At 72.0% G+C, this 14,502-nt stretch carries 10 protein-coding genes; 1 reads left to right on the top strand and 9 read right to left on the bottom strand.

Going from position 1 to position 14,502, the window contains the following annotated elements:
- Positions 1 to 40: 40 nt before the first annotated feature.
- The 4 genes from FDM97_RS36425 to FDM97_RS16675 form a co-directional block, all read right to left on the bottom strand.
- The gene (locus FDM97_RS36425) at positions 41 to 1,480 is read right to left on the bottom strand and encodes a M23 family metallopeptidase (protein ID WP_137994859.1); all 1,440 of its coding nucleotides are present in this window, start codon (positions 1,478 to 1,480) and stop codon (positions 41 to 43) included.
- A gap of 8 nt (positions 1,481 to 1,488) precedes the next feature.
- On the bottom strand, positions 1,489 to 3,639 hold the full coding sequence (locus FDM97_RS16685) for a DUF1906 domain-containing protein (protein WP_137991199.1): 2,151 nt from the start codon (positions 3,637 to 3,639) through the stop codon (positions 1,489 to 1,491).
- Between the two features lie 304 nt (positions 3,640 to 3,943).
- Positions 3,944 to 5,491, bottom strand: coding sequence for an acyl-CoA synthetase (locus FDM97_RS16680; protein WP_137991198.1), 1,548 nt, complete (start codon positions 5,489 to 5,491; stop codon positions 3,944 to 3,946).
- Positions 5,488 to 6,597, bottom strand: a complete 1,110-nt coding sequence (locus FDM97_RS16675; protein ID WP_137991197.1) for an NAD(P)H-dependent flavin oxidoreductase — start codon at positions 6,595 to 6,597, stop codon at positions 5,488 to 5,490. Before FDM97_RS16675 ends, FDM97_RS16680 begins: the two co-directional genes overlap by 4 nt.
- Before the next feature lie 169 nt (positions 6,598 to 6,766).
- Here FDM97_RS16675 and FDM97_RS16670 point away from each other — a divergent pair, with 169 nt between their 5' ends.
- Positions 6,767 to 8,563, top strand: coding sequence for a serine hydrolase (locus FDM97_RS16670; RefSeq protein WP_137991196.1), 1,797 nt, complete (start codon positions 6,767 to 6,769; stop codon positions 8,561 to 8,563).
- Positions 8,564 to 8,573: 10 nt separating this feature from the next.
- On the opposite strand, the gene FDM97_RS16665 is transcribed toward FDM97_RS16670, so the two are convergent.
- The 5 genes from FDM97_RS16665 to FDM97_RS16645 all read right to left on the bottom strand — a co-directional run bounded on the left by FDM97_RS16665 (position 8,574) and on the right by FDM97_RS16645 (position 14,456).
- Positions 8,574 to 9,461 carry a proline iminopeptidase-family hydrolase gene (locus FDM97_RS16665; protein WP_175439141.1) on the bottom strand — a complete coding sequence of 296 codons (888 nt, stop codon included), beginning with the start codon at positions 9,459 to 9,461 and terminating at the stop codon, positions 8,574 to 8,576.
- Between the two features lie 81 nt (positions 9,462 to 9,542).
- On the bottom strand, positions 9,543 to 10,451 hold the full coding sequence (locus FDM97_RS16660; protein WP_137991194.1) for a LysR family transcriptional regulator: 909 nt from the start codon (positions 10,449 to 10,451) through the stop codon (positions 9,543 to 9,545).
- 4 nt (positions 10,452 to 10,455) lie between these two features.
- Positions 10,456 to 11,655: a glycine C-acetyltransferase gene (locus tag FDM97_RS16655; protein WP_137991193.1), complete on the bottom strand. Its 1,200-nt coding sequence runs from the start codon at positions 11,653 to 11,655 to the stop codon at positions 10,456 to 10,458.
- 65 nt (positions 11,656 to 11,720) lie between these two features.
- Complete coding sequence (gene tdh, locus FDM97_RS16650; RefSeq protein ID WP_137991192.1) at positions 11,721 to 12,749, bottom strand: L-threonine 3-dehydrogenase; 1,029 nt, start codon at positions 12,747 to 12,749, stop codon at positions 11,721 to 11,723.
- Between the two features lie 168 nt (positions 12,750 to 12,917).
- Positions 12,918 to 14,456 (bottom strand): phytoene desaturase family protein, encoded by a 1,539-nt coding sequence (locus FDM97_RS16645; protein WP_137991191.1) that lies wholly within the window; start codon positions 14,454 to 14,456, stop codon positions 12,918 to 12,920.
- Positions 14,457 to 14,502 lie beyond the last annotated feature (46 nt).

Genomic DNA, 14,502 nt, shown 5'->3' with positions numbered 1-14,502 from the left:
CAGGGTGTGCGGGGCGTTCCCCTCTGTCATGCCGGTGCTGTCAGGCGCAGTTGTGCGCGCCGCTCGTGCTGGAGGCGATGACGACGTCCACACCACCAGGGGCGGTGATGCGGGCCGCGGTCACGGTGAACCCGTCGGCCGTCTCGGTCTGTTCGTTGACGACGATCTTCGCCCCGACGCCGAGGTCGATGGTGTGGTTCGGTGTGTCCGGCACGGTGACCGGCGTGCCCGCGATGCTCAGGTCGAGCTCGGTGGATCCCTCCTTGGCGGTGCAGCTGCTGGTCGAGGTCGCCGTGACGCCCGACAGCCTGACGACCGGCAGTCCGGGCAGGCCCACGGTCGCCTCGGCCAGCGTCGCGGAGGCGGTCGCGGTGCTCGGGCCCACGGTCGTGACGACCTTGGCGCACGGGGCCTGGGCGGTCAGGACCAGGGCGTTGATGTTCTGTGTGCAGGGCGGCGCCTTCGTCTCCGCGCCCGCGGTGCGCACCTCACCGGTGTCCGGGGTCGGCGCGATGGCGATCGGGATCAGCAGGACCGGCACGCGGGCGGAGAGGCCGAAGGCCCGCCCGCTCACGTACTGGAGCTTCAGTGTGGCCGAGGTGTCCGAGGCCTTGAAGTCGTCGTCGCCCGCGAAGGCCGCCGTGGCCGGGACCGTGGCGTCCGCGCCGAGCGGCTGGTCGACGGACGCGATCGAGCAGCTCGCCGCGCCCTGGGCGTCCGTCGTGCCTTCACAGGACTGGGCGCCCGCCCCGGTGCCCAGCGTGAAGCCGACCTTGCGACCGTCGACGGGCGCCCCGCCGTCCTTCTCCGTGAGCGTGGCCGACAGCCTGACCGGCGAGCCGTTCGCCGCGCTCGCGGGTCCGGTCCAGGCCAGCCGCGTGTCCTTCTGGACGGGGGGTGGCGGTTCCTCGCCTCCGCAGCCGTTGGTGCTGGTGAGGAACTTCTCGCCGTACTCACCGGGGTACGGCACCAGTGACGTACCCTCCAGCTCGATGTCCTGGAGCGCGCCGTTCAGCTTGTGCTGCAGGTGGAGATGGGGTCCGGTGCTGCCGCCGGTGCTCCCGACCGTACCGATCTTGTCGCCCTGCTCGACCCTGGCTCCGTCCTCGACGCCGTACGTGTCGAGGTGCATGTACTCGGTGCGCCAGCCGTCGCCGTGCTCGATCACGATGTACTGGCCCGCGCCGCCCTCCTGGTAGTGGCGGGTGGCGGTGCCGGCGGCCGAGGCGAGGACGGGCGAGCCGAGCGACGGCTTGCCGTCGGAGCGGATGAAGTCCAGGACGTTGCCGTGTCCCGGGTAGGTGGAGTACGTCCACTCGGAACCGCACTCGAACGGGGCCAGGAAGGCGGGCTTGGCCAGCACGCCCACGGCCGGGGCGTCCGGCGGCGCCGGGGCCTCGGCGGCCGCCGCCGGGGCGGTCAGCGAGAGACCGAACGCCGCTGCCAGGGCCAGTAATGCGGTGAAACCCTTGATCCTCATTCTGGTGTTCATACTGAAGTCCCCCTGCTCCACTGACAGTTGTGTGCGGCCGTCGTGCTCGACGCGACGACGATGTCGATACCGCCCGCCGCGATCAGGTGCACCGCGTTGACGGTGAGCCCGCCGGCGGTCTCGATCTGCTCGTTGACCACGAGCTTGGCCCCGAGCCCGAGGTCGACCGTGACGTTCGGAAGGTCACCGACCTCCACCGGCGCACCGGCGACGGTCAGCGTCAGATCGGTGCTGCCCGTGGTGTCCGTGCAGCTGCTGGTGGAGGTGGCCCTGACGCCGGAGAGCCCGACGACCGGCAGGCCGGGCAGGCCGATCCGTGCCTCCTCCACGCTCGCCGTGGCCGTGGCGCTGCTCGGGCCGGTCCTGGTCTCGACCCTGGCGCACAGGGTGTCGGCGGACAGGAGCAGGGCGTTCACGCCCGCCGCGCAGGCGGGGGCCTTCGTCCCGGCGCCCGCGGTGCGGACCGTTCCCGTGTCGGGGGTGGGCTCGATGCGGACCGGCAGGCCCAGGAGCGGGACGTCGGCCTTGAGGCCGAAGGCGCGTCCGGTCACGTGCCGGAGCTTCAGCACGGCGGAGGTCTGCGACTCCTTGAACGCGTCGTCGCCCGCGAAGGCCGCCGTGGCCGGGACGGTGGCGTCCGCGTTCAGCGGCTGGTCGACGGCGGGCACGGTGCACGTCGCCTTGCCGGCCGCGTCGGTCGTGGCCTCGCACGTCTGGACGCCCGAGCCGGCGCCGAGGGCGAGGCTGACCTCGCGGTCGGCGACGGGCGCGCCGCCGTCCTTCTCGGTGAGCGTGGCGCTGAGGGCGGCCGGCGAGCCGTTGGACACGGTGGCGGGACCGGACCAGGCGAGCGCGGTGTCCTTCTTGGCCGGCGGCTGAACGACGCCTTCGCCCACGTCGAGCTGGTTGGCATCGATGTCGAGCGTCACGCCGCCGTAGGACTCGGTGACATCACCCGAGTACTGCTTGATGCGCTGGTGGTTCGCCCACAGCCGGTCCGGGATGGCCGGATCGGAGGTGGTGGGATTGTCGTCCCACTTCGCGAAGTCGAGGACGTCGGGCTGGACGTAGCCGTTCCCGTCCGCCTTCACCAGGTCGGCGGCGAGGGACGAGAGGCTGCCGTAGGCGCCGGAGCGGTAGCCGAGTTCGTGCAGGGTCGTGGTCCACGACTGGAGGAAGGGGATGACCTTGGACGTGTGCGCCGGGTCGTAGTGCTCCATGTTGTAGTACAGGACCGAGCCCGCGCCGAGGCCGAGCCCCGCCGCCTGTGTGACCGCGTCCCGGGCCGCCGCGGCGCCCTCGGGCACCGGGTCGGTGATCGCGCTGCAGTCGCCGCCGCAGCTGCCCGCGTCGGGCGAGGCCTGCGGGCCGACGTAGATGGGGAAGTAGCGCCAGCCCTTGTCGTACTGGGCCTGCATCCACGCCGCGTCGACGGTGACTCCGCAGCCCGCGTTCTCCCCGCCGATGTAGACGCCGACGGCGCCGTAGGGCGAGGACTGCTTCCAGGTGTTCATCTGGCCGGACGGCGGTGCCGCGCACCGGTCGAATCCCTTGCCCTGGAAGGACGTGGCGTCGGCCGGAAGGGCCTGGACGGCGGCGAGCGGCTGCGCGGCGGCCCCGGGAGGTTCGGGAGCCTCGGTGCGCGCCTCGTCGACGGGCAGGGAGGCGCTGCGCAGGACGTTCCGGATCAGCTCCCGGTCGCCGCCGTAGGACGCGGTGACGGCGATCTCGCCGGCGGCGGCCTCGTAGGTGCGGGAGGTGCGGTTCTCCGTCACCTGGGCGGCCTGTCCGGTGCGTTCACCGGCCGCGGCCGGCTGGACCAGGAGCGCCTCGGTGCGGCCGAACGCCGTGGCCGGGCAGTCCTGTCCGGTGCCGGGCGCGCCGAGGTAGACGGCCTTGCGGTCGAACCGGACGCAGGCGTCCGGGTTCTTGTCCAGATCGACGACGTCCCAGGACGCGGGGACGGTGAACGTGTGCCCCCGGTAGGCCACTTCGGTGGTCGCGCTCGGTCCCGGCGGCTCGGCCGCCCGGGCCGGGCCGAGCGATGCGGCCGTGAGCGCCGCCGTGGTGGTGAGTGCGAACAGTGCGCCGCGCAGCAGACCGCGCGCGCTTCGATGGTGTCTGCGCTGGATGATGGTTTCCCCCAAAACCGGGCGTCGGCCACGAGTGCGGCGACGCGCTCGAGCAGTGACCCGGCGAGACTGAGTCAGTGACGTGTCCCAGTCAATCGAGGCCCGGTGATTCCAGCCTCAACTACTCACCGGTCACTGTCACTTGGGGGACAGAACCGCCGCATTGTGTTCGAAGACAGCACGTGAGGGGCCGGTGAAGCACCGGGTCAGCGCCGCCGCTCCCCAGGCGCCACCTCGCCGCCACCACACCGGCCCCACCGTCTCTTCACCGGGCGGCTTGTCCGGATGCCGACCGCGGTACGACACGTTCCGGTGGCTCCTAGAGGGGACGCTCGTGGCCCTCCCAGTACGGTTCCCGCAACCGCCGCTTGTACAGCTTGCCGTTGGGGTCACGGGGCATGGCGGCGACGAAGTCGACCGACTTGGGGCGCTTGTATCCGGCCAGGCGCTCCTCGCAGTGCGCCAGGATGGCCGCGGCGAGCGACTCGCCGGGCTCGTACCCTTCCGCCGGCTCGACGACGGCCTTGACCTCCTCGCCCCAGTCGCCGTGCGGGATGCCGAAGGCGGCGGCGTCGGCGACCGCGGGGTGGGCGAGGAGGGCCGACTCGATCTCGGCGGGGTAGATGTTCACCCCACCCGAGATGATCATGTCGATCTTCCGGTCGCGCAGGAAGAGATAGCCGTCCTCGTCGAGGACGCCCAGGTCACCGACCGTGAAGAAGTCGCCGATGCGGCTCGACGCGGTCTTCGCCCGGTCCTTGTGGTACGAGAAGCCGCCGGTGCTCATCTTCATGTAGACGGTGCCGAGTTCACCGGCCGGGAGCCGGTTGCCGTCGTCGTCGAAGACGGCGAGTTCGCTGATGGGCCAGGCCTTGCCGACCGTGCCCGGCTTCTTCAGCCAGTCCTCGGCGGTGGCGAACGCGCCGCCGCCCTCGCTCGCCGCGTAGTACTCCTCCACGCAGCTCCCCCACCAGTCGATCATGGCCCGCTTGACGTGGTCGGGGCAGGGGGCGGCGCCGTGGATGGCGTGCCGCATCGACGAGATGTCGTACCGGTCGCGCACCTCCTGCGGGAGGGCGAGGAGCCGGTGGAACTGGGTGGGGACCATGTGGGTGTGGGTGCAGTCGTACGCGTCGATCAGCCGGAGCATCTCCTCGGGGGTCCACTTGTCCATGAGGACGAGGGGATGGCCGATGTGCAGGGCGGCGCTCGCGAACTGGAGCACGGCCGTGTGGTAGAGCGGCGAGCAGACGAGGTGGACGTTGCCGTCGAAGGGCCTGATGCCGAAGATGCCGAGGAAGCCGCCGAGATACGTCTCCTCGGGGAGCTTGCCGGGCAGCGGGCGGCGGATGCCACGGGGGCGCCCGGTGGTGCCCGAGGTGTAGTTCATGACCCAGCCGAGGGTGCGGTCCGCGGGCGCCGACTCCGGGTGTCCGTCGAGGAGTTCGGCGTACGGGCGGAATCCGGGGATCTCGCCCACCGCGTGCCGATGGGTGACGGGCAGCCCCGCCTCGTCGGCGGCGGCCGTCGCCGCCGCGGCGAACCGCTCGTGGGCGAGGAGGACCTTGGCGCCGGAGTCGGCGACGATCCAGGCGATCTCGGGCCCGACGAGGTGGTGGTTGACGGGAACGAGGTAGAACCCGGCCTGGGTGGCGGCGAGATGGGCGGTGAGGAACTCCACCCCGTTGGGCAGCACGACGGCGAAGGCGTCACCCCGCTCCAGACCGGCCGCCCGAAGTCCGTGGACGAGGCGGTTGGCGTCGGCGTGGAGGCGTCCGGCGGTCCACTCCTGGCCGTCGGGTGCGACGAGGACCGTACGGGAGGGGTCGGCGGCGGCCTGGGACCAGAAGCCGTTGGGCTCACTCACGGGGCACTCCGTCCGGCGATGCGGTCGATGCGGTCGACGGCCTTCTCGAAGCCGCGGGTGAGCCCGTCGAAGACCTGCTGGACGCTGCGCTCGGAGTTCATCCGGCCGACGATCTGTCCGACGGGTGTGCCGAGCAGGGGCTCGACCTCGTACTTCTGGATACGGGAGACGGCCTCGGCGACGAGGAGTCCCTGCAGCGGCATGGGGAGGGTGCCGGGCCCGTCCGGGTCGTCCCAGGCGTCGGTCCACTCGGTGCGCAGCTGACGGGCGGGCTTGCCGGTGAGGGCGCGGGAGCGGACGGTGTCGCCGGAGCCGGCGGCGAGGAGTTTGGCGGTCAGGGCGCGGGAGTGGAGTTCGGCCTCGGTGGTGGTGAGCCAGAGGGAGCCGAGCCAGACGCCCTGGGCGCCGAGGGCGAGTCCGGCGGCGATCTGTTCGCCGCTGCCGATGCCGCCGGCGGCGAGGACGGGCAGGGGCGAGACGGCGTCGACGACCTCGGGGGTGAGGACCATGGAGGCGATCTCGCCGGTGTGGCCGCCGGCCTCGTAGCCCTGCGCGACGACGATGTCGATCCCGGCGTCGGCGTGGTGGCGGGCGTGCCGGGCGCTGCCGGCGAGGGCGGCGACGAGCACGTCGTGGTCGTGGGCGCGGGCGACGACGTCGGCGGGCGGGGAGCCGAGCGCGTTGGCGAGCAGCTTGATGGGGTAGTCGAAGGCGACGTCCAGCTGGTTGCGGGCGACCTGTTCCATCCAGCCGGTGATGCGCCAACCGGAGGCCTCCCCCTCGGCGAGTTCGGGGACGCCGTGCTTGGCGAGGGTCGTGCGGACGAACTCCCGGTGCCCTTCGGGGATCATCGCCTCGACGTCGGCCTCGCTCACGCCCTCGACCTTCTTGGCGGGCATGACGACGTCGAGACCGTAGGGCAGTCCGTCGGTGTGGTCCTGCATCCAGTCGAGGTCGCGGGCGAGGTCGTCGGGGGCGGTGTAGCGGACCGCGCCGAGGACGCCGAATCCGCCGGCTCTGGTGATGGCCGCGGCCACCGCGGGGAAGGGCGTGAAGCCGAAGATGGCGTGCTCGATCCCCAGTTTTTGGCTCAGCTCCGTCTTCATGGCGGCAGGATGCCGCAGCGGATCGGCCGAGGGAAGAGATTTTCTGATGCAGCGTCAGATTCTTTGCCCTGCCGCACGCTTCCTTGACCCGCCGCCACCCCGGTAAGAAAGTTTCAGACGTTACGGGTGTGGCCGAAGGATTCTTTCAGGACGGTGGGAGAGGGTGGGGATGACAGTGGATTCGATGGGCCGGGGGTTCAGCCGCCGAGCGTTCGGCGGCCGGCTTCTCGCCCTGGGAGGTGCGCTCATGGTCGGCTCGATTCCGGGGGTCGCCGCGGCCTCCGGGCCGGAGGGCCCGAGCGGCCCCCGGACGACGCTGCGGCGCGGGACGGCCGAGCGGGCCGGTCTGCTGCCCGGTCCTCTCGACCGGCTGGTCGCGGACGCGGAGGCGTTCCTCGCGCCCTCCCCCAAGCACCCCTGGTACGCGGGGGCGGTCCTGCTCGCCGGGCGGGGCGGGACGGTCGCGCTGCACCGGCCGATCGGAGCGGCCGTGCGGTACGCGGGGTACGACGAGACGACCGACAGCGGGTTCGAGCTGCCGGCGGACCGACAGATCGCGATGGCCGAGGACACGGTCTTCGATCTGGCCTCCGTCTCCAAGCTCTTCACGTCGATCCTGGCGGTCCAGCAGCTCGAGCGTGGGTCGCTGGAGCTCGAGGCCAGGGTCACGGCGTACCTGCCGGAGTTCGGGGGCGGCGGGAAGCAGGACGTCACGGTCCGTCAGCTGCTCACGCACACCTCGGGGTTCCGCTCCTGGATTGCGCTGTACAAGGAGCCGACGCGGGAGGGGAAGCTGCGGCTGCTGTGGAACGAGGTCCTGGCGAACCCGGCCGGGACGCGATATCTGTACTCGGATCTGAATCTGATCGCGCTCCAGCTGATCCTGGAGGAGATCACCGGTCACACCTTGGATGTACTGCTCCGCAACGAGATCACCGCTCCTCTCGGGATGCACCGCACGCGGTTCAATCCCCCGCTCTCCTGGAAGCCGAAGATCGCGGCCACGGAGGACGCCCGGCTCCCCTGGTCCGGCCTCGACCGGGGCATGGTGTGGGGCGAGGTCCACGACGAGAACGCGTACAGCCTGGGCGGGGTCGCCGGGCACGCCGGGGTCTTCTCATGCGCCTGGGACCTCGCCGTCCTCGCCCGCACGCTCCTCAACGGCGGGGCGTACGGCGACGCCCGGATCCTCTCCCCCGAGTCCGTCGGTCTGATGTTCACCGACTTCAACACCGCCTTCCCCGGCGACGAGCACGGCCTCGGCTTCGAGCTCTACCAGCACTGGTACATGGGCGCGATGGCCACGCCCCACTCGGCGGGACACACCGGCTTCACCGGCACGAGCCTGGTCCTGGACCCGACGACCGACGCCTTCCTCGTCGTCCTCGGCAACTCCGTCCACCCCGTGCGCAGCTGGCGCTCCGGCTCGGCGCCCCGTGTCGCCGCGGCGAACAACCTGGCCCGCGCCGTCCCCGTCCGCCCGGCCCGCGGCCGGACCGCCTGGTTCTCGGGGATGGCGAGCGCCGGCACCGCCACGCTCACGCTGCCCGCCGTGGCGGGGGGCGCCCGGCTGGAGTGCGCGCTGTGGTGGGACACCGAGCCCGGCTCGGACGCCGCCTTCCTGGAGGCCTCGGCGGACGGCGGCGCGACCTGGGGGCCGGTGCCGTTCACCACCGTACGAAGGGGTCAGGAGCCGCAGCGGCATGCGGTGGGGAAGGTGAGCGGCTGGTCGGGGCGGGTCTGGCACGAGCTGACGGCCGGCCTGTCGGCCGACCTGCCGACCCCGGTCTCCGCTCCCGTACGCCTTCGCTGGCGGTACACGACGGACCAGCGCTACGTCGGGCGCGGCGTGTACGTGGACGGTCTGCGGGTCCTCGACGCCGCGGGGCTCCCGCTGTTCGACGCGTCGAGGCCGGCCGACCGGGACCGGATCGAGGCGGTGGGCTGGACGGTCTCGGCCGACTGACCCCGCGCGGTCAGCCCGCCTCCACCCGGGCCAGGAAGGACTCGAGGACCTCGCGGTAGCGCTCCGGCTCCTCGATCGAGGGGATGTGAGCGCTCCCCTCGAAGAGCACCCACTCCGCGTCCGGGATGCCCTCGGCGATCGGGCGCACGACGGCCGGCGTGGTCGCGTCGTACCGTCCGGAGGTCAGCAGCACGGGCAGGTCGAGCTCGCCGAGCCGGTCGGTGACGTCCCAGTCCTTCAAGTTGCCGGTGACGTTCCACTCCGTGCCCCACATGGTCGCGTAGACGTCCTCGCGCATCTCCGAGAGGGAGTACACGAGTTCGTCGGGCCACGGGTCACTCCGGCACAGGAACCGCCGGTAGTAGGCCGTGGTGGCTTCGGTGTACTCCTCGTCCTCGACGGTGCCCGCCGCCTCGTGCCGGTCGAGGGTCTCCTGCACCGCGGCCGGCAGCGTGGCCTTCAGCCGCCGTGCCTCCTCCTGGTAGAGCGGCGCGCTGGAGAGCGGCCCGGCCAGCACCAGCGAAGCGACCCCGGACGGCCTGCCGAGCATGTACTCGAGGGCCACCTGGGTGCCGAAGGAGTGCCCGTAGAGGTGGACGGGGTCCAGTCCGAGCGCCTGCCGTACGGCGCCGAGCTCGTCCACGAAGGTGTCCATCACCCACAGGGCTGGGTCGTCCGCGTGCGCGGACCTGCCGCAGCCGAACTGGTCGTAGAAGACGACAGTCCGTCCCCCGCCCTCGGCCAGGGCCGAGAGGTGCCGCAGATAGTCGTGCGGGCAGCCCGGTCCTCCGTTCACCACGAGCAGCGGCGGCTTCCCGCCCGGACCGGGCAGCTCGCCCACTACCTGGTACCAGGTGTGGAATCCGCGGAACGGCACAGTGCCTTCGGTGACGGCCATGGCAGGCCTCCTGAGGAGATCCGGCACCCCTTCCATCATGGGCAGGCCGGGGATCGCCGCGCCATGCGGTCGGCCTTCCGCTCAGCCGCCCGGCTCCGCCGCCGCGCGCAGCGCCGAGAGGACCGGGCTGATCAGCGGGTGCTCCTCGGCGCCCCGGCGCACCGCCGCGAAGACCCGGCGGGTGGGCGCCACGCCGTCCACCGGGCGGATCACCACGTCGTCGAGCTCCATGCCGCGCAGCGCCGAGCGCGGTACGAGCGCCACGCCCGCGCCCGCGGACGCGAGGGCGACCACGGCACGGAAGTCGTCGGAGGAGTGTTCGAGACGGGGTGCGAATCCCGCGTACTCGCAGGCCAGGACGGTCACGTCGTGGCAGGGGTTGCCGGCGGACTGTCCGATCCAGGCGTCCTTGGCGAGGGCGGCGAGGGCGACCTGCTCGCCGTCCGCGAGCGGGTGCCCGAGAGGCAGGACGGCGTCGAAGGGCTCCGCGTACAGCGGTACGCGGGTGAGCCGGGCGTCGTCCTCTCCGGGCGCGCCGCGGTACTCGACGGCCACGGCGACGTCGACCTGGCGGTCCAGGACCATCAGCAGGCTCTCGTCGCCCTCGGCGTCGCGCACCCGGACCCGGATGCCGGGCGAGGTGTGGGCCAGCGCGGTGATGGCCGGGGCGACGACGAGGCCGATGCCGGTGGCGAACGCCGCCACCGTGACCGTACCGGCCTCGCCCGATCCGTAGGCGGCGAGCTCGGACTCGGCGAGCTCCAGCTGGGCGAGGACGGCGTTGGCGTGGCTGAGCAGGATCTCGCCGGCCGGGGTGAGCCGCGCCCCGCGGGCACTGCGCTCGACCAGCCGGTGGCCGGTCTCCTGCTCCAGGGCCGCGAGCTGCTGGGAGACCGCGGAGGGGGTGAGATAGAGCGCGGCGGCAGCGGCTGTGACCGTGCGGTGGTCGGCCACCGCACGGAGGATGTGCAGCCGCCGCGCTTCGATCATGCCCCTAGTCTCGCAGGGCGGCGCGGGCGTCGACGAACGCGTCCACAGCCCGGTTCACGTCATCGGACGAATGGGCCGCCGAGAGCTGGACGCGGATGCGGGCCTGGCCCTGCGGAACGACGGGGTACGAGAAGCCGATCACGTACACGCCGCGCTCCAGGAGCAGCTCCGCCATCCGCCCGGCCTCCGACGCGTCGCCGATCATGACGGGCGCGATGGCGTGGTCGCCGGGGAGGATGTCGAAGCCCTCCGCCGTCATGCGGGAGCGGAAGAGCTCGGTGTTGGCGCGCAGGCGCTCGCGCAGGTCGCCGGCCGACTCGAGCAGGTCGAGGACCTTGAGGGAGGCGGCGGCGATGACCGGGGCGAGCGTGTTGGAGAAGAGGTACGGGCGGGAGCGCTGGCGCAGCAGGGCGACGATCTCGGCGCGGGCGGCGACATAGCCGCCGGAGGCGCCGCCGAGGGCCTTGCCGAGGGTGCCGGTGATGATGTCGACGCGGTCCATGACGCCGTGCAGCTCGGGGGTGCCGCGGCCGCCGGGGCCGACGAAGCCGACGGCGTGGGAGTCGTCGACCATGACCATGGCGTCGTAGCGCTCGGCCAGGTCGCAGATCTCGCCGAGCGGGGCGACGTAGCCGTCCATGGAGAAGACGCCGTCGGTGACGATCAGCTTGCGGCGGGCGCCGCCCTGGGTCGCCTCCTTGAGCTGCTGCTCCAGGTCGGCCATGTCGCGGTTGACGTACCGGAAGCGGCGGGCCTTGGAGAGGCGGATGCCGTCGATGATGGAGGCGTGGTTGAGGGCGTCGGAGATGACGGCGTCCTCGGGGCCGAGGAGCGTCTCGAAGACGCCGCCGTTGGCGTCGAAGCAGGAGGAGTAGAGGATCGTGTCCTCCTGGCCGAGGAACGACGACAGCCGCGCCTCCAGCTCCTTGTGCACCTCCTGCGTGCCGCAGATGAAGCGCACGGACGCCATGCCGTAGCCCCAGCGGTCGAGCGCCTCGTGGGCGGCGGCGATCACCTCGGGGTGGTCGGCGAGGCCGAGGTAGTTGTTGGCGCAGAAGTTGAGCACCTCACCGGGCTGCCCGCCGGCGGTGACGGCGACGGTCGCCGACTGGGGGGTGCCGATGACGCGCTCGGGCTTGTGCAGCCCGGCGGCGCGGATCTCGTCGAGGGTGGTACGGAGGTCGTCACGTACGGAGTCGAACATGGTGGGTTCCTTAGAGGAGATCAGACGAGAGGAGGTCGGACGCGTGGCGATCGGACGCGTGGAGATCAGACGGTCCAGTCGAGGATGATCTTGCCGCCCTTGCCGGACGCGGCGTCGTCGAAGGCGGCCTCGAAGTCGGTGTACGCGTAGCGGCCGGTGATCACCGGGGCGAGGTCGAGCCCGCCCTCCAGGAGGACGGACATCGCGTACCAGGTCTCGAACATCTCGCGGCCGTAGATGCCCTTGATCGTGATCATGGACGTGACGATCTTCGCCCAGTCGACGGCGAAGTCCTCCGCCGGCAGGCCCAGCATGGCGATCTTGCCGCCGTTGGTCATGTTCGCGACCATGTCGCGCATCGCGCGCGGGTTGCCCGACATCTCCAGGCCGACGTCGAAGCCCTCCTTGAGCCCGAGCGTGCGCTGGCCGTCGGCGATCGTCTGCTCGGCCACGTTCAGCGCGAGCGAGACGCCCGCCTTGCGGGCCAGGTCGAGGCGCTCCTCGCTGACGTCGGTGATGACGACGTTGCGGGCGCCGGCGTGCTTCGCCACCGCGGCCGCCATGATGCCGATCGGGCCCGCGCCCGTGACCAGCACGTCCTCGCCCACCAGCGGGAAGGAGAGCGCGGTGTGCACGGCGTTGCCGAAGGGGTCGAAGATCGCGGCGACGTCGAGGTCGACGGCGACGCGGTGCACCCACACGTTGGACGCGGGCAGCGCGACGTACTCGGCGAAGGCGCCGTCGCGGCCGACGCCGAGGCCGACGGTGGCGCGGCAGAGGTGGCGGCGGCCGGCCAGACAGTTGCGGCACTTGCCGCAGACGAGGTGGCCCTCGCCGCTGACCAGGTCGCCGACCGCGATGTCCACGACGTCACGGCCGGTCTCGACGACCTCGCCGACGAACTCGTGGCCGAGGGTCAGCGGCGTGGCGATCGTCTTCTGGGCCCAGCCGTCCCAGGAGCGGATGTGGAGGTCCGTACCGCAGATGCCGGTCCGCTTGACCTTGATCAGTACGTCTCCGTGGCCGATCTCCGGCTCCGGCACGTCCATGAGCCAGAGTCCCGGCTCCGCCTTCTGCTTGACCAGCGCCTTCAATGCCTTGGCTCCCGACGTGCGTGTCCTGTGACCTATGGGGTCCGGGCGCGGATTCGCGCTCAAGATCCCTGAAGGAAATCTTCCGCATGTCGGGCTTGCGGTCCATCGAGGTTTTCTTAAGCGCGGCCACAGGTCAGCTTCACGCCCCTGGCGGGGGCGGTGCTTCCGTCAATGTCCCAGCGCCGCCATCGCCGCATTGTGGCCGGGGATGCCGCTCACTCCGCCGCCCCGGACGGCGCCGGCGCCGCAGAGGAGGACGTTGGCGTGCGCGGTCTCGACGCCCCAGCGACCGGCGCCCTCTTCCCCGTAGGGGAAGGAGAGGTCGCGGTGGAAGATGTGGCCGCCGGGCAGCCGCAGATCGCGTTCGAGGTCGAGCGGGGTCTTGGCCTCGATGCAGGGCCGGCCCTCGGCGTCGAGGGCGAGGCAGTCGGTGAGCGGCTCGTCGAGGACGGCGTCGAGCTCGGCGAGGGTCGCCTTGAGCAGGTCGGCGCGGGCGGTGTCGTTGTCGGCGGCGAACAGCCGGGCGGGGGTGTGCAGTCCGAAGAGGGTGAGGGTCTGGTAGCCCCGCTCGGCGAGTTCGGGACCGAGGATGGTGGGGTCGGTCAGGGAGTGGCAGTAGATCTCGGAGGGCGGCGCGCTCGGCAGCCGGCCGGCGGCGGCCTCGGCGTACGCGGTGGCCAACTGGCCGTATCCCTCGGCGATGTGGAAGGTCCCGGCGAACGCCTCGCGGGGGTCGACGGAGCGGTCGCGCAGCCGGGGCAACCGGGTGAGCAGCATGTTGACCTTGAGCTGGGCGCCTTCGGCGGGCGGTGGGGGCGTGTCGCCGAGGAGGGCGGCGAGGGCCTGGGGCGAGGCGTTGACGAGGACGTGCTCTGCCGCGACCGCGCCCTCGCCGTGCGCCGTGCGGAAGGTGATCTCGGCGCGGGTGCCGTCGGTCTCGATCCGGGTGGCCTCGTGTCCGGTACGGATCTCCGCGCCCGCCGCGCGGGCGGCGTCCGCGAGCGCGTCGGTGAGCGCGCCCATGCCGCCGACGGGGACGTCCCAGTCGCCGGTGCCCCCGCCGATGACGTGGTAGAGGAAGCAGCGGTTCTGGAGCAGCGAGGGGTCGTGGGCGTCGGCGAAGGTGCCGATCAGGGCGTCGGTCAGGACGACGCCCCGGACGAGGTCGTCGGCGAAGGTCTCCTCGACCGTCGTGCCGATGGGCTCTTCGAAGAGCATCCGCCAGGCGGTCTCGTCGGCCACGCGGGCCCGGAGCTCCTCGCGGGTGGGCAGCGGTTCGGTGAGGGTGGGGAAGACGCGCTCGGCCACCTGTCCCGTACGGCCGTAGAAGGCCTGCCACGCCCCGTACTCGCGGTCGGAGCCGGTGAGCGCGGCGAAGGAGGCGCGGGTGCGGTCGGCGCCGCCGCCGACGAGCAGGCCGCTGTCGCCCTTCGGTGTGTACGAGGAGACGGACCGCTTCCGTACGGCGAACCGCAGCCCCAGCTCGCGCACGATCTTCTGCGGGAGGAGCGAGACGAGGTACGAGTACCGGGAGAGGCGGGCGTCGACCCCGGCGAAGGGCCGGGTGGAGACGGCGGCGCCACCGGTGGAGCCGAGCCGTTCGAGAACGAGGACGGTGCGTCCGGCGCGCGCCAGGTAGGCGGCGGCGACCAGTCCGTTGTGGCCACCGCCGACGATGACGGCGTCGTACGAGCGCTGTGCGGTCATGTCTCTTGCTAACACGCGAAGATCGCCCGCGGAACCCCGCCGACCG

The sequence above is a fragment of the Streptomyces vilmorinianum genome, assembly GCF_005517195.1.
Taxonomy (GTDB): domain Bacteria; phylum Actinomycetota; class Actinomycetes; order Streptomycetales; family Streptomycetaceae; genus Streptomyces; species Streptomyces vilmorinianum.
The sequence above is the reverse complement of the archived record's forward strand: the minus strand, read 5'-3'. Positions and strand labels throughout refer to the sequence as shown.